The 20,705-nt window shown below is 43.3% G+C and carries 18 protein-coding genes and 1 other RNA gene; 8 read left to right on the forward strand and 11 right to left on the reverse strand.

Annotation, left to right across the window (positions count from 1 at the left end):
* Window positions 1–137: 137 nt before the first annotated feature.
* From ACXAGP_RS16525 to ACXAGP_RS16540, 4 genes are all read right to left on the reverse strand, one after another.
* The gene (locus ACXAGP_RS16525) at window positions 138–2,672 is read right to left on the reverse strand and encodes a B12-binding domain-containing radical SAM protein (protein WP_475262666.1); all 2,535 of its coding nucleotides are present in this window, start codon (window positions 2,670–2,672) and stop codon (window positions 138–140) included.
* A gap of 46 nt (window positions 2,673–2,718) precedes the next feature.
* The gene (locus ACXAGP_RS16530; protein ID WP_475262667.1) at window positions 2,719–3,627 is read right to left on the reverse strand and encodes a class I SAM-dependent methyltransferase; all 909 of its coding nucleotides are present in this window, start codon (window positions 3,625–3,627) and stop codon (window positions 2,719–2,721) included.
* Window positions 3,628–3,802: 175 nt separating this feature from the next.
* Window positions 3,803–6,439, reverse strand: a complete 2,637-nt coding sequence (locus tag ACXAGP_RS16535; protein ID WP_475262668.1) for a TonB-dependent receptor domain-containing protein — start codon at window positions 6,437–6,439, stop codon at window positions 3,803–3,805.
* A gap of 234 nt (window positions 6,440–6,673) precedes the next feature.
* Window positions 6,674–7,768 carry a tryptophan 2,3-dioxygenase family protein gene (locus ACXAGP_RS16540; protein ID WP_475262669.1) on the reverse strand — a complete coding sequence of 365 codons (1,095 nt, stop codon included), beginning with the start codon at window positions 7,766–7,768 and terminating at the stop codon, window positions 6,674–6,676.
* A gap of 139 nt (window positions 7,769–7,907) precedes the next feature.
* Here ACXAGP_RS16540 and ACXAGP_RS16545 point away from each other — a divergent pair, with 139 nt between their 5' ends.
* Window positions 7,908–8,183 (forward strand): late competence development ComFB family protein, encoded by a 276-nt coding sequence (locus ACXAGP_RS16545; RefSeq protein WP_475262670.1) that lies wholly within the window; start codon window positions 7,908–7,910, stop codon window positions 8,181–8,183.
* Between the two features lie 35 nt (window positions 8,184–8,218).
* On the opposite strand, the gene ffs is transcribed toward ACXAGP_RS16545, so the two are convergent.
* Both ffs and ACXAGP_RS16555 read right to left on the reverse strand, forming a co-directional pair.
* An RNA gene (ffs, locus tag ACXAGP_RS16550) (signal recognition particle sRNA small type) lies at window positions 8,219–8,315 on the reverse strand.
* A gap of 82 nt (window positions 8,316–8,397) precedes the next feature.
* Window positions 8,398–9,450, reverse strand: a complete 1,053-nt coding sequence (locus ACXAGP_RS16555) for a Glu/Leu/Phe/Val dehydrogenase dimerization domain-containing protein (RefSeq protein ID WP_475262671.1) — start codon at window positions 9,448–9,450, stop codon at window positions 8,398–8,400.
* A gap of 278 nt (window positions 9,451–9,728) precedes the next feature.
* Here ACXAGP_RS16555 and ACXAGP_RS16560 point away from each other — a divergent pair, with 278 nt between their 5' ends.
* On the forward strand, window positions 9,729–10,196 hold the full coding sequence (locus ACXAGP_RS16560) for an Lrp/AsnC family transcriptional regulator (RefSeq protein WP_338291719.1): 468 nt from the start codon (window positions 9,729–9,731) through the stop codon (window positions 10,194–10,196).
* 28 nt (window positions 10,197–10,224) lie between these two features.
* On the opposite strand, the gene maiA is transcribed toward ACXAGP_RS16560, so the two are convergent.
* The 5 genes from maiA to pspA form a co-directional block, all read right to left on the reverse strand.
* A complete protein-coding gene (gene maiA, locus ACXAGP_RS16565) occupies window positions 10,225–10,878 on the reverse strand; it encodes a maleylacetoacetate isomerase (protein WP_475262672.1) in 654 nt (217 codons plus the stop codon).
* A gap of 49 nt (window positions 10,879–10,927) precedes the next feature.
* Entirely contained in the window at window positions 10,928–12,457 is a 1,530-nt protein-coding gene (locus ACXAGP_RS16570; RefSeq protein ID WP_475262673.1) for a TyrR/PhhR family helix-turn-helix DNA-binding protein, read from the reverse strand.
* A 204-nt stretch (window positions 12,458–12,661) separates the two neighbouring features.
* On the reverse strand, window positions 12,662–13,093 hold the full coding sequence (pspC, locus tag ACXAGP_RS16575) for an envelope stress response membrane protein PspC (protein WP_475262674.1): 432 nt from the start codon (window positions 13,091–13,093) through the stop codon (window positions 12,662–12,664).
* 2 nt (window positions 13,094–13,095) lie between these two features.
* Window positions 13,096–13,332 (reverse strand): envelope stress response membrane protein PspB, encoded by a 237-nt coding sequence (gene pspB, locus ACXAGP_RS16580; protein WP_338291715.1) that lies wholly within the window; start codon window positions 13,330–13,332, stop codon window positions 13,096–13,098.
* Window positions 13,333–13,359: 27 nt separating this feature from the next.
* Complete coding sequence (gene pspA / locus ACXAGP_RS16585) at window positions 13,360–14,046, reverse strand: phage shock protein PspA (RefSeq protein WP_475262675.1); 687 nt, start codon at window positions 14,044–14,046, stop codon at window positions 13,360–13,362.
* Between the two features lie 198 nt (window positions 14,047–14,244).
* Between pspA and pspF the strand changes: the two genes are divergently transcribed.
* Genes pspF through ACXAGP_RS16615 form a run of 6 tightly spaced genes read left to right on the forward strand, consistent with a single transcriptional unit; the run spans window position 14,245 to window position 20,660 of the window.
* On the forward strand, window positions 14,245–15,351 hold the full coding sequence (gene pspF / locus ACXAGP_RS16590; RefSeq protein WP_475262676.1) for a phage shock protein operon transcriptional activator: 1,107 nt from the start codon (window positions 14,245–14,247) through the stop codon (window positions 15,349–15,351).
* The gene (locus ACXAGP_RS16595) at window positions 15,341–16,966 is read left to right on the forward strand and encodes an ABC transporter substrate-binding protein (protein ID WP_475262677.1); all 1,626 of its coding nucleotides are present in this window, start codon (window positions 15,341–15,343) and stop codon (window positions 16,964–16,966) included. Before pspF ends, ACXAGP_RS16595 begins: the two co-directional genes overlap by 11 nt.
* The gene (locus tag ACXAGP_RS16600) at window positions 16,963–17,994 is read left to right on the forward strand and encodes an ABC transporter permease (protein ID WP_475262678.1); all 1,032 of its coding nucleotides are present in this window, start codon (window positions 16,963–16,965) and stop codon (window positions 17,992–17,994) included. Before ACXAGP_RS16595 ends, ACXAGP_RS16600 begins: the two co-directional genes overlap by 4 nt.
* A complete protein-coding gene (locus ACXAGP_RS16605) occupies window positions 17,981–18,874 on the forward strand; it encodes an ABC transporter permease subunit (RefSeq protein WP_475262679.1) in 894 nt (297 codons plus the stop codon). Before ACXAGP_RS16600 ends, ACXAGP_RS16605 begins: the two co-directional genes overlap by 14 nt.
* Entirely contained in the window at window positions 18,874–19,869 is a 996-nt protein-coding gene (locus tag ACXAGP_RS16610; protein ID WP_475262680.1) for a peptide ABC transporter ATP-binding protein, read from the forward strand. The genes ACXAGP_RS16605 and ACXAGP_RS16610 overlap by 1 nt, the downstream gene beginning before the upstream one ends.
* Window positions 19,866–20,660 carry a peptide ABC transporter ATP-binding protein gene (locus ACXAGP_RS16615; protein ID WP_475262681.1) on the forward strand — a complete coding sequence of 265 codons (795 nt, stop codon included), beginning with the start codon at window positions 19,866–19,868 and terminating at the stop codon, window positions 20,658–20,660. Before ACXAGP_RS16610 ends, ACXAGP_RS16615 begins: the two co-directional genes overlap by 4 nt.
* Window positions 20,661–20,705 lie beyond the last annotated feature (45 nt).

The raw sequence follows: 20,705 nt of genomic DNA on the forward strand, positions 1-20,705 counted from the left end.
CACAATATTGAATGTGCAATGTTTTTATTCAATATAGTCAGGATCTGAGAAAGCACTAGTGATTTTAACAATTAAAGTCACCTCAAATTACATCTGTGTTTCGCTTCCACCTTTGAAAATACAACTAAGACTCTATGTTAATAATCTTCACTAGCGGTAGCTGACATTTTCACCAATGACTTGGGACGCGCCACCTCTGAATGTAGCTCCCAAAAATATTGATGAGAATCATATTGCGCCGAGTTTAGATCGATATCCACGAGGGAATTAGGGTCTGATACCTGAAATTCCCCTTTGGTATAAGATTTAAGAGGCTTGAAGTTATCTTTTGCATCTTTAAAGTAGCTGACAAAATCATGTTGCAATTCGGTGGTGTAAGGATAATTAAGCCCGTCATCAGGCATTGCTAAGGCGCTCACTGAAAAGACTGTAGATAATGTGCTGTCCTCTAAAAGCCCATATTGCTCGGTAACATAGCTGGACACTTCTTGGTAGAAAGCGTTCCAACCACCCGGCATATTTTTCTCTGTATTAAAATACCTCACCGCCCACGTTAACAGCGGGTAGGCAGCTGGTGAGGACTGAATGTCCTGCATCAGCTTTTGTAAAAAGTCGATACTCTGTATTTGATGTTCCCATTGCAAGAACCTAAGTACATAGCGCAACAGACCATAGCCTTCGGCCATTTCATAAACATGAAAAAGCCCCTTCATTTCTATGAGTTCGTTATGAGAGAAACTATAGGTTGAGGTAATAAAACTATTCTCATCAACCTCAATTTGATACTTTTTAATATACTCTGGGTCCGCCATAGGGCTGTTAGGCAATAATTGAGTTGGATATGCCTTAACCGAGATATCCTTGTCTATATAGCGTTGCAAATCGTGTTTGAACGAAGCAACTGTTATACCTGGCAAACCTATCATTAAATCAGTAGAAAGCGGTAGCTTGAGCTCAGAGAAAATCTCCGACAATTCATCATAGCGCTCTGTGCGAATATTTTTGCGATTGATAACTTCCAGGGTTTTTTCATCCGTTGTTTGAATAGAGATGATGCCCTGGCTAATGATACCGCCAGCACTGAACACTTTGATGATATCCACCAATTTACGCGTTGAGTTCTTAGTATAATTAACGACCACCTCTTGGGGATAACCGTACTTCTGTTTTGTGGCGACGATATGCTTTGAGATTTCAATATCTCGCTCATACAAACCATAATTTGCATCTGCAATCCACAATACTCTCACCTTATTGCGACCTATCCAGGTGATTTCATCGAACACTCTGTCTAAATCAAATTTACGAACCTTCTGGTTAGTGGCCGAGCCCCAGTCGCAAAAAGTGCAGCCATAAGGACATCCGCGATTACTCTCAATAATTGCGGCTTCTACCCTGCCCTGATACTTGTCGAACACCCCAGACAAATAAGGTGAAGATACGGAATCAGGTTGCTTCATGCGCTCTCTACTGCCAGTTCGCATCGCCTTTTGGGAAATCGGGTCTTTGTAGGTAATACCAGCCACCTGACTCAACTTGTACCGGTCAAGGTCAGTACCAATATTGAAAGAATCGTTCAGTACTTCAAAAATCTCTGTGATGGTAACTTCACCCTCACCATGAACGGCAATATCAACCGAAGGGTTTTTACCTAAAAATTCTTCACAGGCTTGGGGGTAATCTGGCGTACTAGGTCCACCGTGGATGGTAAAGTTTCCCGAATCGTGTTGTTTAATAGCATTACTGATCTGCATATTCAGATCGATTGACCACATGTAATTAGAAAACAGCCAGATACCGCTGCCAAATTTGCGATAAGGCCCATTGATCAATTCTGAAGGCTCCAGGTAATTGATGGGCAAAAACAAGAATCTCTTCGCTAGAAGGCCATCTTTATATTCATTAAGTGCGTTTAAAAGGACCCCAAGCGCCAACGGAAAGTGATTTTCCATGTGCGGTACAAAATAAACAGGGATACGGCCATCGACTGAGATACTTTGCCAATCGAGATCCACCATCGTTGCCTCTGGTGTTTCTGTTGAAAACACGCTTAGCTTAGTCTCACTTTTGCTTTTGAGTATCGTTTTGCTAACCAATATTCCTGCGTTTTTTAAAGCGAAAACTTGAGCAGTAAGATGCTCTGGTGACCAAGATTGAAACATCGCATCGCGCAGAAGTTCTTCCAGTTGTTTCCCTTGTGCAAAGGAAAACAGCAATATTACTTGCACTGAGCTGAGTTTTACAAAATTCTGCAATTTGGGTGCATAGGAAATAAAGCCTCTCGATGTCACATGCACACTGTGATGCATACTCAGGTAATTTACCTCATTTTTATCAAAACCTTGCAGTGCAGATTGTTCAGCAGTAACAACTAAATCTGTAATCGTTAAATCTTGTGCTATATCGGAGTTTTTTAGAGCGACTGCTAACTCTCTGAGTCTGCCACTTAGCTGGGAACGTGTGATGTTTTTGGCCGCGTTTTTACCCGATTCGGTGGCCATAAAATCACTAATGGCTTGCTCTTCGTTTTGATTGTTAAGCAAGGCAGCAATGAGTTCAATATCGGCTGGCGCCAAGTTGATAGCAGAGTGCCCTCCTGCCAATGACACCAACATCAAATTCGACTGACGATGGAGAATCGATGATGTTTGACTAAAAAAGGAATTTTGCATGATGACTTTCTAACTCATTTATACCTTGCACTGTGAAGTACTAAACCTAAGGCGCTAAAACAAAATGAACCAAACGCCCAACTTGGCCAAATTGGTTTTCGAGGTATTTATCAACCTTAATTTCACAGTTATGTTTAACAATTTCATTCGCGAGAGCTTCGCTGTTTGCCCCCGCTTTTAATTGTTGCTTTAACCTCAATACGTGCATTTTTAGCTGCTCAAAATAGCCGATAAGTGCATTAACATGCTCTGATTTTTGGCGTAAATCTACTGCGCTAAACAGCTGTTGCAATCTCTGCACTACCAGCTGCATATCTTCCATCAAATCCGGCTGATTTAACTGTACAATACTGTTAATTTTACCCAGCACATACATTTCGAAGGTTTTTATTTCATGGGATTTTTTAAGTGTTCGCAATGCGGTATCAGTGGCCTTGTCCAGAAGTAACTCATAAAAGCTGAGTGAGATTTTTGACTTAGCGCTGATGGCTGATTCCGATGTATGCATCAAAAAGATACAGTCTATGGGCTTTTTGGCCATACTTGTTAGCGCTTTGATTAATTTCTGCCCATTGCCATATTCTGCTGCGAAAAGTGCAAACACAATATCAAAGGTTTCTTGAGAACGCTTGGTATTTATAAGTGCTTCAAAATTGTCGGTATAAATACGGGTATTGGCATCCAATTTAGTATCAGGTACTGCTGTATCAACGCCGGTAATTTTGAGTGTTTTACCTTCTAAGGAAGGCAGCACTTGCCGCAACCATTGAAAGTGTTCACCTCTGCCACAGCCCAAATCTAAAAGACATTGAGGTGTACAGCTTAAGAAATTTATAGAAGGTAATTCTTTACCTAAAACTTCCGCGATGGGATTGTCGTTGCTGAATCGGGCACCAAACGTATCAAAAGAAGTGTCTTTCCAATAAGACTGCCAGGGCGTGTTTTTATTCTGCATGATTGAAGTGATACCGAGAGCTGTTGAACTTTGAAGGCACTATTGGAAATAGCCACCAGAACCGACAAAGTACGTCATGAATTATTATTTTTCTTAATCGCCAACATTATAAAGTCAGCCATAAAAAAAGCCAGCTAACGCTGGCTTTTTCACTATTGTACTTTTCTAAGTAATCTTAGAAAGATTGTACGTATCTTGCGAATACGATACGTCCGTAACCGTCGTACAAGTCGAAGTTGTAGTCACGGCTACCGTTACCACCACGGAACGACTCAAGAGGTGGCTCTTTACCGCCAACGTTGTTAACACCAACAGTTACCTTGGAGTTAAACGGCGTGTGGTAAGTTACGTTGATATCGTGAGTTACATAAGTACCTACGTGACCAATTTGCTCACCGTCAAGTACGTTCTCAGCGTTGTCACCGATGTAGTTCAAGTTGTAAGCAACGTGGAAATCACCCATGCCTAAAGTGTTAGACCAAACACCACGGTCTGCAGGTAAACCGATGTCACCAACTTCATCACGACCACCGTCAGTCTTATAATCAAGTACATAAGAGTACTGAAGGGTAGAAGTCAGGTCGCCGAAGCCTACGTCTTGAGAGTAAGTTACGTTCAAGTCAAGGCCTGAAGTTTCAAGTGTACCATCGTTACCGTAACCCTGAACGATACGAGTAATTGTACCGTTAGCCAGTCTCTCTACGCCCAAACCAGCTGGAATTGGGTCGCCCGCAGCTTCACGGTTAACCAACTCTTGCGCTGAGAAGAAGTTGATACGCTCTTCGATTTCGATGTCGAAGTAATCTAGAGAGAAGCTCAAGCTTTCAAGCGGTTGATATGCAACACCCAAAGAAATCTGTGAAGATTGCTCTGAACCTAAGTTAGGGTTAGCAGTACGCAAACCGTTGATCTGTACAGAACAGCCAACTGGAAGGTTGATTGCCGCACAGTGAGTATCATCAGATACAGAGTCAGCCGCGAAAGAATCCAACTGAGTTAAGATGTCCAGAGTCGGAGCACGGAAACCTTCTCCGTAACCACCACGAACAACTAAGTCTTCCATTGGCTCCCAGCGAAGTGAGATTTGAGGAGAGAAGTCATCACCGTAGTCAGAGTAGTCATCGTAACGACCCGCTAGTGTTACTTCTAAGGTGTCCATAACTGGCAACAATGTTTCTACGAACATTGCGCGAGCTGTACGACCGCCACCTGCAGAGTTACCCGCAGAACCACCGATTGCACCTGCTTCAGAAAGTGAATCGTATTGGTCAGCGTAATCTTCTTCACGCCACTCGAAACCTACAATGATTGAAGACATACCGCCGTCCATTTCAAACAAATCAGTTTGAGCAGAGGCAAATACTTCGTCCTGGTCGTAGAAGCTGATACGAGAAATAGTTGCTTTCATCGCATTCAGTACGTCCGCAGGGTTAGCAGTAGGATTCTGCAGATCGTAAGTACCGTCGTTGATGTATGCTTCAGCAGTAGTACGTACTAAGTAGTTGCGACCGATGTCATAAGTTTTGTTCTTCGTGCGGCGTACACCGAAATCTACGAAGAAGTCACCGATTTCACCTTCAACCATAACCATCAGGTTTTGAGTTTCGTTTTCAACTGAGTTGTCACGATTACCTAATGAATCAAAACGGTGCCACCAGAATACAGGTACGTTAGGACCAAAAGCTGGATCGTACATTGCACTTGCTGGGTTAGTTGGGTTGTTCGGGCTGTCTACTGGGATTGGGTTACCAGTACCACCAGCAAACGGTGATGGTGAATCAGGAACTGGTGCATAACGACCGAATGAATCAGTTTTGTTCCAGTTCATTTTAGATAGCAATTTCCAGCCATCTGCGATTTCATATTCGCTGTTCATGAAGAAGCTGGTAACACCTGTAGAGGCTTCGTCAGCAGATTCAAGTGCGAAGTTGTAAGCACAACGCTCGCCAGTGATAGAGCCACCGAATGGAACCAGGTAGAAACCATTGTTTGGATCAGTAGTACCACCAGCACAACCACCAGGTAAAGCAGTTACGTCGAAGTTGTCAGAATAAGTACCGTCGCCATTGTCTACAGCTGTAGAGAAGCTGTTACCATAGAAAGACGCACCTGGGTTATACCAAGGGAAGTCTCTGGCGAATACGATGTCACGGTGGTTCCAAGAAACACCACCTACGATGTTACCTTTTTCACTGGTAGTTCCGATGATGATTGAACCTTCTTCGCGGTCACCACCCTCGTGTTCGATTTCAGCGCCACCTAATTTAACTTCAACACCTTCAAACTCTTTACGAGTAATGATGTTGATTACACCTGCTACTGCGTCAGAACCGTATACAGCTGAAGCACCTTGAGTCAGTACTTCGATTCTTTCGATGATTGCAGTTGGGATAGAGTTAAGGTCAGCAGAAGAACCAGTAGAAGGCGACTTAGGCAGACGACGACCATCGATAAGTACCAATGTACGCTCTGAACCTAAACCTCTCAAATCGATAGTAGAAACACCCTGTGCAGAGCTACCAGACTGAGGTCTGAAAGAACCAGCCGAGTTGAAGCTAGTGTTACGCAGAAGGTCAGATACAGAAATTTGACCAGAAAACTCTAGAGCAGATCTGTCGATAGTAGTAATTGGAACAGAACCCTCAAGGTCTGCACGGCGCAGACGAGAACCTGTTACTGCGATTTTTTCAACTGCTTCGCCCTCTGCAGCTTCTTCTTGGGCCATTACAGAACCGCTGAATGCAGTTGCTGAAGCAGCACCAAAAGCAATAGCTAAGCTTACTGACTTAGCCAGTTTGGATTTCATATACATGTGTTGTCTCCCTGGACCACTAATTTTTTTAAATTTATTTAGTGTTGTGGCCGCTTATCAGCGGCGATTATGTGTTAGGTAGTGAACCTAACGGGTAGTGAACCCGCCAACAATATACACAAAGGCAAAGAGCGGGGTCAAGCTGAAAACTTTGTCAAAAAAGAGGAAAGTTCAAATTTACAAATATCTTACAAATCGTTAACTGTCATCTTTTGTTTACAAAGTGTAACAAAGCTAAACCGAAGATAATGAAAACCCGAGGTTTTTCTTTACGTTAACGGGAAGTGCAGGTAAGACCTCTTTGGGCAATAAAAATGTCGACATGTTAAAAAAATCTTTGAAAATGCGATTAGATTCTGTGGTTTTTTTAAGGTAGTCATGCCCCGAGGAGCCACCTGTGCCTATTTTTGTTCCCAACATGCGCTGCACCATCATGGCATGTCTGTATCGCCATAGCGTTAAGTTTTCGTCAATTTCCGTCAAACAGGTGAGGAACTGAAATGGTAAATTAAACACCGGCTCTTCACAGTATTGATGAATGAACAAGGCCGACATCAACGCCTTTTGAGACAGTCTGAAGTGCCCTTCCTGCAACAGGGTTTGATATCCGGTCTCATCAAAGATGGCATTAAAACTGGCTTGAGTTTTCCCAAGCTCGGTTAGTTCTTTTTGTTTTTCCTCGTCGGTTAAGGTCTCATTATTTTGGATGATTTCACGGTCGCTTTGCAGCATTTCTTGCGTTGCCTTCTCATAGAGATTCCAGAATTTAAAATCTTCAAAATCTAACAGTGGCAACCTTTCCAACCAATCGTTTACCATTTCAAATAAACTGTTTTTGGTTTCCATATTTTGCAAAAACTCTCTGTCTTTTGGCTCCAGTCGCTGATAGAAAGACTGTTTATCAAAATCGATCCGGTATTGGGTTTTTAAGCCCAATTTGATTTCCAGCATTTTAAACTGAATGCTCTGAAAGCCTGAAGCTGGCACCAGGTAGTCTCTGAAGGACAAAAATTCCTGCGGCGTCATAGTCTCCATAACACTAATTTGGTCATTGAGCAGTTTCTGGATTTTAATCACTCGATTGAGTCGGTGCACTACAGTGGATAATTGATGATCTTCCACTGCGTCCTGGGAAAACACATCAAGAACCGTATTCAATTCGTGCAGTATTTGTTTAAACCACAGCTCGTATACCTGATGCACAATGATAAACAGGGTTTCTTCGTGCGCAGCTGTGGCATATTTCTCACTTTGAAGTTCCTGTGCACTCAAGATTTTATCTAGATGTAGGTAGTCGCCATAATAAACGGGGGTCGTGTTCTTCTTCATATTTTTCTCCATCACGACAATTTAAATTTTATCGCTCAGCTATGTCTGTGCTTTGTCTGCCAAAAACAACAAATTCAGTTGTCATAGTTGACGCAATTTCATACTCTAACTTCTAAGTTTAACACTACAGTTGTTTGTCATGAAACTTGATGATGATATTCATAATTACTATGAGCACCTGGTACTAGACAGAATAGAAGCGCTTGGTTTATCTGGGAAAAAAAGCACCGACTATATCGCGGATCTGTGCTGTTTGGCGTTGAATAAAGTACCACCAAGGTATATCCGTTACGAAGTGGATATGGCCTTCTTCTTGCCACAACTGGAGCGCATCCAAATGGAACAAGAGGTTGAAGCAGCGATAGAGCAAGGCATTAAGATATTGGATGAACGAGAGCTGCGCGGCGAGTTATAAGCCGAACATTCGTTCGTAATATAAGGGGGTGGCGATCCCACCAGCCACATCCCGGCACATGAGTCATCTGCTGCGGCTGCTCCCTTCCGGGCCTGACCGGGTTCACAGACTATCATTGCGGGAGGACCAACAGGACCACCATCGAAATCGGGGGCGTAGTATGCCCAAATAAAAGAGGGACTGCAAATAAATATCAGCCCCTATTTCAGTTCACTTATTTGCCAAAGCGTTCTTCAGCAATCAGATTACTCACCTGGTTAGTTGGCAGTGACTCCGCATCAGCTCTTTTGTAGATTTCCTGTAATGTGTCACCTATACCTTCAAGGTGCGCTTTCAATGCCTGAGCACTACTGTCTTCCTGATTCTGATGATAAATATCAATAATACCACCCGCATTAATGACATAATCTGGAGCGTAAAGAATCCCTGCTTCCATCACCATTTGTCCATGAGACTCTTTAGCCAGTTGGTTATTGGCTGCACCAGCAACCACTTTGCACTTCAACTGCGGAATGGTTCGCTCGTTGAGCACGGCCCCCATGGCACAAGGAGCGAATACATCAACATCTTGATTAATAATCTCTTCCGGGCTGACAACTTTTGCACCAAACTCAGACTCAGCGCGTTGCAGTTGTTGCTCGTAGATATCGGTAACAATCAGCTCGGCTCCCTCACTTTTCAAGTGTTGCGCTAACCTGTAACCAACATGACCCAAGCCTTGAATCGCGACTCTTAAGCCTTTTAAGTCTGTGCCTAATTTGTATTGCACAGTTTGTTTTAATCCAACAAATACACCATAGGCAGTTGCTGGAGCCGGATTACCATCTGCGTGGCCGCCATGAAAACTATACCTTGAGTGAATTCCAGCGATATGCTCGCTGAATTCATGCATCTTATTCAAATCATCGATACTAATACCGGAGTCCTCAGCCGTGATATAAGCACCTTGAGCAGAGTTTACAAAGCGTCCCATCGCCGCCATCATTTCTGGAGTTTTATCGGTGTGCGGATTGCCGATAATGACGGCCTTGCCACCCCCCTGCTTCAGATTGGCCATTGCCGCTTTATAGGTCATGCCCTTAGAAAGTCGCAGAACATCCGTCAGAGCTTCACCACTATCGGCATAGTTCCACATACGGCAACCACCTAATGAGGCTCCGAGGTTGGTATTGTGTACTGCAATAATGGCTTGCAATCCAGATGCCTTATCTTTGCAAAATAAGACTTGCTCGTGTTGGTCAAATTCATGATGTTCAAATACAGACATAGGGTTTTCTTTTTGTTGTTTAATGCAATGATTGGATATTACTTATTTTGCCCAAGGCAAACTATGTGATTACCCACAATTAATCATGGTAATAGCCTATTCGTTGTAAGGAAAAAATTCCAAGAAATGTCGATGCGAGCTCAATAAATTTGATAAAAAGCACGTTTTATCCTGTTATGCCGGATAAAATGGTTATACGAGAAGATTTTGTACTAAATTTCTTTCTGAAATAGAAAATTCCTGTTACCTTTCCCCAAAATAAAAACACTATCTCCTACATGAAATTAGATAAATTTGACCGTGAAATACTCAGAGTACTGCAACGTGACGCCACCGTCTCTATGGCAGACCTAAGCCAGTTAGTCGGCTTATCCCACACTCCTTGTTGGCGCAGAGTAAAGAAGCTTGAAAGTGCCGGGATTATAAAAAGCAAAGTGACTTTACTGGACAATAAACTACTGAACCTTGGTGTCAGCGTGTTTATCTATGTCACCTTGAAAAACCACGACACGGAATCACTCAATGGCTTCGAAGAAGCGGTTCAGGATATCCCGGAAATTATCGAATGCCATACCACTAGTGGTGAAAAAGACTACTTACTCAAAGTTATCGTTGAAAGTATTGAGGAGTATGAGCAACTTCTAAAATCCAAGCTGACTCATCTCCCCTGTGTTGACCACCTCAGCTCCACGTTTGCTTTAAAGCAAGTAAAAAACACAACGGAACTACCCATCAAATCCCAATAAGCTACTACGTATTGTATTAGCCTCGAAACTACTGAGCATCAGGCTGCGCTTCTGGCGCAGCGGCTTTGAAGGCATCCAACTTATTACAATTTTCTACGACACGTTGAATCAACGGGTACTTTTGCATGTCGACATCAAAGCGCACAGCGTTGTAATACTGCGGTACCAATACGACATCAGCCAATGAAACATTGAAGCCAAAACAAAAATCCGCCGCCGTATTTTGAATTCGCCTTTCTACAGTAGCAAAAGCCTGTTCAATCCAGTGTTTTGCCCACTGAGCCTTATTCGATTGCTGAGCATCGAAATGTTGCTCTAAATACTGCAGCACTCTCAAGTTCTGAATAGGCTGAGCATCACAAGCCAGGTCATAAGCTACCGTTCTTACTCTGGCTCTATCCAGTTTGTGTTCTGGTAATAGTTTGCACGTCTCCGGAAATCGCTCATCCAGATATTCGATGATAGCCAGAGATTGATTGAGGATAATGTCGTATTCATTTTCACTATCCACCAAAGTCGGGACAAGCTCACCAGGATTCAACAACTTGTAGTCATCTGAGTGCTGCTGCCCCCCATCTTTTACCAGATGCACAGGAATGTATTCGTAGTCAATTTCTTTCAGGTTTAACGCGATTCTAACCCGATAGCTCGCTGATGACCGCCAATAGCCATACAGTTTCATATCATTCTCCCGAAGGTTGGAAAATCTAGCTGGAACATATCCCGCCGAATTATATTTTTATGGTTTTACGGCTAATGCCGTATTCCCTTAGTTTATTGGCAATAGCAGTGTGGCTTAACCCCAGCTTTTTCGCCAACTGTCTGGTACTCGGATAGCTAGGGTAAAGCTGTCTGAGCAATGACTTTTCAAACTTTTTAACGGCTTCATCCAATGTTCCCTCAAAGTCAGTTGAGGAAAAACTAAAACTTGAGGCATTGCCCGGAAGCTGAATATTTTCTTTGTGGATCTCTCTACCTGTTACAGTCAACATCGCGCGACAAACGGTGTTTTCCAGCTGCCTGACATTTCCTGGCCACGAGTGAGACTGCAACAGATCGACTGTAGCTCTTGAGAGTTTAGGAACTCGTTTACCCATTTTCAGGGCTTGTTGTTTCAGGAACAATTCAGCTAAGCCGACTACATCACCTTTGCGATCTCGAAGAGACGGGACAGGCAAAACCAGTGATGTTAATCTGAAATACAGATCTTCTCTGAACTTACCTTCTGCGACAGCAAGACTGATATCTTCCTTTGTCGTCACCATTAATCTGGCCAATTTCGACTCACTATTGCTGCCCTGAATCAGTTTGTCATTTTGTTCCAACCAAGCCCATAGCTTTGCCTGAATATAAACGCTCAAATCATTGATTTCTTTCAATAACACAGTGCCATTTTGCTCATCATTAAGCACTCCTGGCTTTGCACCATTACCAAATAATAGAGCATCCAATTCATCGTCAGACTTCCCGGTTACCACAACCTGACAAAACACCTTCTCACTGCCTGCGGTTATTGAGTGACATGCTCTGGCTAAGGTTTCTTTGCCTGTTCCGGTTTCACCAAAGAACAACAGTGGCAATGTCGATTCAGCGAACTTTTTGGCTTCTCGGACGGTACGCTTCATTGCCGTGCTTTGGGCAAAGATATGATTGAAGCTTTCTTCGCCAGGCTGGTGAAAGACACTGAATTGTTGACCAAGTCGAAATTCAGATTTGAGTAAAATGACTGCACCAGCCAAAATCGGAGATTGCGATGAGTCGGGTACAAACACCGGGAAAAAATCGGCAAGGAAGTCTTGCTCAACAAACTTAACTTTGTGAGCCTGAATGTTGATATCTTTACTTTCCAACCACTTTACAACATTGAAACCTTTAACCAACTCAGATACCTGCATCCCCAGCAGGCTTTGTCTCTCTTCATCCAGGCTAGAAGCTGCAGCATCATTGGTGAGCATTATTCTGCCTTTGGCATCGACTGAAAACACCGGGTCAGGCAGTGTTTCAAGAATTGCATTTAGCTCGTTACGCTCTCGTTCAATTGGCATAAACGGAGTGGTTTTAACATCTGTTACGCCACTGAGCTTGCGGATCTCAGGCATTAAATGCTGAAATTCATTAAATTCAATAGTAGGAAAACTAAGGAATATCTTTCCTGCGGGGTCAATCTCTATGCCACGCAAATCAATATTGTACTTAACGAGAATATCCAAGACATCCTGAGTAATACCCAATCTGTCGTGACAAGTAATCTCAAGCCGCACTCATCTTCCCCTAACTCATGTAAAGATTATGTTACGAATCTATCTCATAACACCAGGAAAGGAAAGTGCGTAGATGTAACAAAGCGATGAAGTTGCTGGAAAAAGCGGCGATAAGTGAGCTTGTAAGACCACTATAAGACAGTAATACGGACTGTTTTTAGCGGCTATAAAAAAACCTTTACCAGAGGTAAAGGTTCTAATTACTTAAAGCTTGTTAAACTCTCGATTTAATTGGAACTCCGAAGATGTTACATAAGACTCCATTTTTCGCAGCCTCAATTCAAGTTTACCGAAGTGATTATGAATGTCTTTGAAAGCTTGCTTTGGCGGCTCACCGGCTTGCCAAACTTTGGATTTCACTTCAACTTTAACATCATCCCCCAAGTTAGATACCCAGCCTTTAGATTTATCAGCGGCGACTGAAAGAGGGCTCTTCTGAACATGATCCGGATTTTTTTTGTCCAACACAAACCATCCAATGACATACGCCATAAAGAAGAAGGAGCCAGTCAGTAAAAAGCCTGAAATGAAAATGATTCGAACCAACCAAAGCTCCCACCCAAAATACTCAGCTAATCCGGCACAAACACCTGCAATCTTGCCTTTTTCTGTATCTCTGTATAGTTCTTTTTTCATAATCACACCTTGTTACGCCAGTCTGGTGCCTCTTCGTCAAGAATGGACTCCAGTGTTTTGATCCGATCTGCCATGCCCTCTGCCTGACGAGCCAAATCATTGAGCGTGCGAATCTCAGCTTCTGACAAGCCTTGACTCAATTGCTTCTTACTGCGGTAGTGTAAAATTAACCAAATAGGCGCCACGATGACTAAAAACACAACGATTGGCGCAACAATAATTCCTACAACATCTTCCACGGGCAACCTCCAGTTTCGTTAAGCCACTTATTTAGCGTCTTTTTTATTATCTTTCTTCTGAGTTTTTAGTTTGGCTTTCATGGCGGCCAATTCATCTTCTACTTTATTTTCTGATTCGAGTTCAGCGAACTCATCTGAAAGCGTCTTTTTGCCTAAGTCATAAGCATCTACTTGTGATTCCAGACTATCGATTTTTTGCTCGTAGCGCTCAAACCGATCCATTGCATCATCAACTTTGCTGCTATCCAAGCGCTTTTTCACTTCCAGACGTGAACTCACTGTCTTCTGACGCATAATAATCGCCTTTTGACGAGACTTGGCGTCCGCAAGCTTTTCTTGCAGTTGCTCTACTTCTGCTTTTAGCTTGGTTAATTGCTCTTCCAGAAGACCTAGTTCATGTTTTAAGCTTTCGGCATGCTCAATGCACTTCTTCTTTTCGACTAAAGCGGCACGGGCCAGATCTTCTCTGCCTTTACTCAATGCTAATTCCGCTTTAGCGGCCCAATCAGAAGCTTCATGCTCTAATTTGTCTATTTGACGAGAAAGATCCTTCTTATTGGCCAAAGTTTTCGCTGAGGCGGAACGCACCTCAACTAATGTATCTTCCATTTCCTGAATGATCAGGCGCACCATTTTTTCAGGATCTTCGGCTTTATCTAATAATGCGTTGATATTTGAATTTACAATATCGGAAAAACGAGAAAAAATACCCATAATTGTTACCTCTTAGTTTTTATCTCATTCTGATTGCTAAAATACTGTAAATTACTATTCAAATAACAGGCCAAACAGGATAAGTCCGTAACCCTTTGAATTAAATAGTATTATTAACCTTAGCAATTCGTTAACATTTGGCCTATTATTCTGTTTTTACCATTAATTGGTTAATTAAACCAAAAAATAAGGTTTTTCATGAGTCGATTTCGTCAACAAGACAATCTTATTGGCCAGGCCAACAGTTTTCTGGAAGTGCTGGAGCAAATATCTCAAATAGCGACATTGACTAAGCCGGTGCTGGTTATCGGTGAGCGGGGTACAGGTAAAGAGTTAATTGCCGCCCGTTTACATTACCTTTCGAAGCGCTGGGATCAACCCTATATAAAACTCAATTGTGCAGCATTGAGCGAATCATTGCTGGAGTCTGAACTATTCGGCTATGAAGCTGGTGCTTTTACCGGTGCCAGTAAGCGCAGAGAAGGTCGATTTGAAGTGGCCCATAATGGCACGCTGTTTTTGGATGAATTAGCCAATACCTCAGGACTTATTCAAGAAAAGCTTTTAAGAGTTATCGAATACGGCGAATTTGAACGTGTCGGGGGTTCTCGCTCAGTCAAAGTTGACGTACGTCTTATCGCTGCAACTAACGAAGACTTACCAAGTTTGGCAGAAAGTGGTGAGTTTCGCGCCGATTTGTTAGACCGATTAGCCTTTGACGTCATCACCCTGCCTCCTCTGAGGGAACGCAGAGAGGATATTCTCGTGTTAGCTGAGCACTTTGCCATTAATATGATTCGGGAAATGGAACTTGAGCTCTTTAGTGGTTTTACCGAAAAAGCCAAACGCGTGCTACTGGAATATGATTGGCCCGGAAATATCCGGGAATTAAAAAACGTTGTAGAACGCTCAGTTTACCGTACCAATAATCCTTATGTGCCGGTGCACGATATTATCATCGATCCATTTGAGTCTGAATATCGTCCCCAAAGGCGGATCAAAACCCAGGACCGAATTATCACTAGTGCACCAGTTGCAGTCCCTACAGTTCAATCGGAGCCAACAGTCTCGAGCAGCGATACTATCAAGCCTGATGTTATTGAAGGTGCAACATTTAACAGTTTCGAGTTCCCTGTTGATCTCAAAGAGCTCAGTCAAAACTATGAAATTGATATGATTAAACAAGCCTTGGCTGATAGTCACTATAATCAAAAGAAAACAGCTGAAAAACTGTCCCTGACATATCATCAATTGCGAGGCTATCTGAAAAAATACAATCTGTTGGATCAATCAGTTGAAGATTAATCTCAAGCGCAGCTGCATTCTGACTTTAGCGTTTTCACTATCACTATTGACAGCATGCAGTAAAAACCAGGAAATTCAGTTTAAATCTGAAGGCCTTGTATATTGTTCTGAAGGCAGTCCAACCAGTTTTAACCCGCAACTTGATACCTCAGGTACTACCGTAGATGCCACATCTCATCAGTTATACGACAGGTTATTAGAATTTGACCCGGAAGATAGTCAAATCATCCCGGGAATAGCTGAAAGTTGGCGAGTGAGCAGCAACGGTTTGATTTATACCTTTCAGTTGAGAAAACGCGTCAGTTTTCACCAAACCTCCTATTTTCAACCCACTCGCCACTTGAATGCCGACGATGTTATTTTTAGTATCAATCGCTGGCGCATGGAATCTCATCCATTTCATGATATAGATGTCAGTGATTACCCCTATTTTGTCAGTTTGGGCTTGGACAAACTGATAAATGATGTGCGCCGCATTAATGGCTATCGCATCGAAATTGAATTAAACAAACCCGACAGTTCGTTTCTGGCAAACCTTGCCACTGACTTTGCCATCATTTTATCCAAAGAATACGCCGAACAACTTTTAACTACCAATCAACCTCAGTTGCTCGATGAGCGCCCAATTGGTAGTGGGCCATTCAAGTTTGTGAGTTACAGAAAAGACCGCTTCATTAGATATGCCAAACATCAAGAGTATTGGAAACACGATCAAACTATTGAACAACTCATTTATGATATAACCCCCTCTAGTTCATTGCGCCTGGCCAAGTTAATGACTGGGGAATGCGATGTCATGTCGTTACCCGCCCATAGTGAACTGGACATCATTCGCGACAGAGATAACCTGGTATTAGACGAAAAACCGGGACTCAATGTGGGTTTTTGGGCATTCAATACCAGCAAACCACCTTTTAATAATCCAGAGGTAAGGCGCGCGCTAGCCATGGGAATAGATAAATCCAGCATTCTGGAAGCCGTGTACTTTGACAGTGCTATTAAAGCCAATGGCCTGATCCCGCCAAGCAGTTGGGCCTATCAAGCGGATTTGCGGGATAACAGTTATAATCCCGTTCTTGCCCGGGATTTGTTACGAGAAAATGGAATTGAGCCGGGTTTCACCATGAATATATGGGCGATGCCAATCGAGCGGGCTTATAATCCCAATGCGATAATGATGGCCGAGTTAATCCAGGGTTACCTCGAGCAACTGGAGATAAACGTTGAAATCATTAGCTTTGAATGGAGTCTGTTTCGCCGGCGCCTGGACAGTGGGGCCCACGATTCGGTGCTTATTGGATGGTCTGCCGACAATGGTGATCCCGACAACTTTTATCGACCGGTGTTAAGCTGTGCCGCGATTGACTCAGGAACCAACCGAGCTAAGTGGTGCAATGAAACCTTTGATGAGATCATTGATGATGCACTTACCTATTCTGATCCTGAGACAAGAGCAGCTCTTTATCAAACGGCAAATGCAATTATTGCTGATCAGATACCGCTAGTGCCAATAGCGCATGCTTATCGATTCCAGGCGTATCGAAAAAACGTCCACAACTTGGTGATCAATCCGTTTGGCGGTATCAGGTTTGGTGATGTGGTGATTGCACAATGAGTTTGTACCTGTTTCGCCGACTCAATTTGCTCATATTTACTCTGCTCATGCTGGCCATGGCATCATTTGCATTAGCATGGCTATTCCCTGGCGATTATTTGACCAACCTCACCGGGGTTCATTTCGATACCCCAGAACAGCGCGAGCTCTTTGCTGCAGTCTACAAAGAAAATGAAGGTGTGCTCTGGCAATTCCTGGCATACCTTGAGATGCTTTGGCAAGGGCAATGGGGACAGAGCTTCAGCTCGGGACAACCTTTATTCCAGGAGATACTGACTACCCTACCAGCCAGTATTGAGTTAAGCGCATATGCTCTCTTTATCTCATTAGCGGTGGGTATTCCACTGGGCTTTATTTCCGGACTTAAGCACAACAAGGTAACGGATTACAGTATTTTGTCTTTCAGTTTAGTGGGTTACTCAATTCCTGTTTTCTGGCTGGCACTGCTATTAATTTTAGTTCTCTCTTTGCAACTGGGATGGTTTCCCATATCCGGTCGCATCAGTTTACTGTATGACATTCCTCCACAAACAGGCTTTATCCTTATCGATATTCTCAGCTCTGATTTGCCTTATAAGTGGGATGCATTTGGCGATGCTTTGGAACATCTGGTACTACCCACCTTATCCATATCAATAGTTACCAGCACGATTATCTTGCGCATAACGCGACGCTCAGTCATAGAAGTAATGAGCAGCGAATATATTAAAGCGGCAAGCGCAAAAGGCCTGAATCGCACCCAGGTCATATTACGCCATGGAATACGCAATACTATCATCCCAATCATGCCGCAACTGGCGTTGCAGTTTACGACACTGCTCACTAATGCCATGATTGTCGAGAGTATCTTTTCATGGCCAGGTATTGGTAACTGGCTGTTACAAGCCATCTATCAAGGTGACTACCCAGCAATAAGAGCCGGTATGCTGGCGGTTTCCAGTTTGGTGGTCATTTTCACTGTATTTATTGATATTATTCACAAAATTATCGATCCAAGAAGGCTGTACAGACAACGTGTTAAAATCTAGTCTTTACCAAGAGGAGCAGTTTCCTTCCCCACTGCGTCAAACCTGGTATGAGTTCAGGAAAAGCCATGTTGCCTTTATTGGTCTTTGTGTTCTTGCTTGTATCACCCTGTTCATTCTGTTTGGACCATTGATAACCCCCTACACACCACTGGTACAAAATACCGATGCCCTACTCGTTCCACCAGCTTGGGATGGCAATGGCGGCATAACCCATGTATTGGGTACCGATGGCTTAGGTAGGGATGTATTAACACGTGTTATCTATGGCAGCCGTGTCACCTTTGGCATCAGTGTCTTTTTAGTTCTGGTAGCCATGATTATTGGTGTCGCCATTGGTGCTTTTGCCGGTATGAATAGTGGTATGCGCAGTAGTATTTTAAACCACTTACTCGATTCAATGATGGCTATCCCTACCCTGTTAATTGCCATTATTATCGTTGCTATTTTAGGTCCTGGCTTAGTGAATTCCATGTGGGCCATAACCCTGGCGCTGATCCCACAATTTATTCATTACACACGAGACTTTGTGCGTGTCGAAATCAATAAAGAGTACGTCATCGCCGCTCGCTTAGATGGCGCGTCCCCCTTCAGAATATTTTTGTTTTCATTACTGCCAAATATGGTAGAGATATTGGTAGTTCAAGGGACTTTGGCACTCTCCATTGCCATTTTGGATATCAGTGCCCTGGGCTTTTTGAATTTAGGTGTACAGGCACCCAATGCCGAATTAGGAGCCATGTTATCCGAAGGGCTTGATATCGCTTATATCGCCCCATGGTGCATTGCCGCCCCCGGTGCCGCCATATTTATTGCAATCATTTCCATCAATGTGGTTGGAGACGGTTTAAGGTCTGCTTTGAGAAACAGGTTAAAGCACTAATGCCATTACTCGATATTAAAAACCTGACATTAGAAATAAACACCACCGGTGGTCGTGTCAAAGCACTGGATAAAGTCAGTCTCACCATTGATGAAAGTGAGATTCGGGCGCTAGTAGGAGAATCGGGTTCGGGAAAAAGTCTGATTGTAAAATCGATTGTGGGTGCCATCAATGACACCTGGCGGTTGACTGCCGATCGCCTCAACTGGAAAGGAAACGATTTACTTTCCATGACGAGAGAGGAAAGACGCAGGGCGATAAAAGATGATATTGCGGTAATATTTCAAAATCCGGTAAGTTCCCTTGATCCGACAGCTTCGTTGGGAGAGCAGTTGGAAGAAACCATTCCAGATCACCTCATAGGCAAAGGCTGGTTTTGGCAACGCCAGCAGAAACGCAAGGAAATGGTGTCCCGACAATTACACAAAGTGGGGATTAAAAATCACGAGCTTTGTCTTTCCAGTTTTCCGCATCAATTATCAGATGATATCTGTCAAAAATTCATGATTGCCATGGCATTGGTATCTGAGCCGAAACTCCTGATTGCCGATGAACCAACGATGGGCATGGAAACTACGGTAAAAAGTCAGATATTAAAGTTACTATCGCGACTTAATCAAAATCGCAACCTTAGCATCTTGTTTGTAAGCCATGACCTTTTAGCCATTTCTTCCATGTGTCACTCCATGACCGTGCTTTATTGTGGGCAAACCGTCGAAAGCGGCTTGATGACGAATCTGCGCAAGCGTCCTTTGCACCCATACACAAAAGCGCTATTGGACAGTGCTCCTAGTTTTAGCAAAGACCTGTTACCCAAATCTAATTTAATTGCGTTGGAAGGTACCATACCGACATTGCAACACTTGCCCATTGGCTGCCGTCTTGGCCCCCGTTGCCCTAGAGCGCAAAAAGAGTGTGTTAAAATTCCAGCGCCGAGACACATACATAACCATTACTACAGTTGTCACTTCCCATTGCACAGGCCTTTAAAATGAGCGCGCTTCTCACTGTCAAAAACCTGAAGTTCATGCGCAAAGAGCGCAAAAACTTGTGGCAAAAACCGGAAAAGTTTACCGTTGGACCGATTAACTTTGAACTAAACGCCGGTGAAACCCTGGCGATAGTTGGCGACAATGGCTCCGGTAAGAGTACCCTCGCTAACTTACTGGCAGGGGTCATTCCACCGGCTTCGGGGCAAATCCTGTTAAATGGTCAAAAACTCAGACACAGGAACCTCAAGCAACGCAGTCTGAACATCCGAATGATATTCCAACACTCTAAGGAATCCCTTAATCCTGCACTCACCATAGGGACGATTCTGGAAGAGCCACTGCGCTTGAACACATCACTGGATGCCAAACAAAGAAAAGACAAAATTTCTTCTACGCTTCGTCAGGTGGGCCTGTTAAGAGAGCACGCCCATTTTTACAGACACATGTTATCTGATGGTCAAAGACAACGCGTAGTGCTCGCCAGAGCGCTTATATTGAATCCACAGGTAATAGTAGCAGATGAGCCATTTGCGGCGTTGGATCCGTCAGTGAGATCGCAAATGGTTAACTTATTAATGCGCCTGCAACGAGAGCTAGGCTTGAGCTATATCTTTATTTCCCACAACCTGGGGATAGTGAGGCACATTAGCGACAGAATACTTATATTGCAAAATGGTGAGGTTATCGAATCCGGCAAAACTGACGTAGTCTTTAATTGGCCGAAAAGTGACTATATGAAGAAACTATTAGACGCTCATCAATCATTGGTTTTGAGCAAGTTACTGGAGAACTGATGATATCTGAGATCCGATACCTAAAGTGGTATCGAATCTCAGTAA

It is taken from the genome of Planctobacterium sp. AWM4_229 (genome assembly GCF_056160305.1).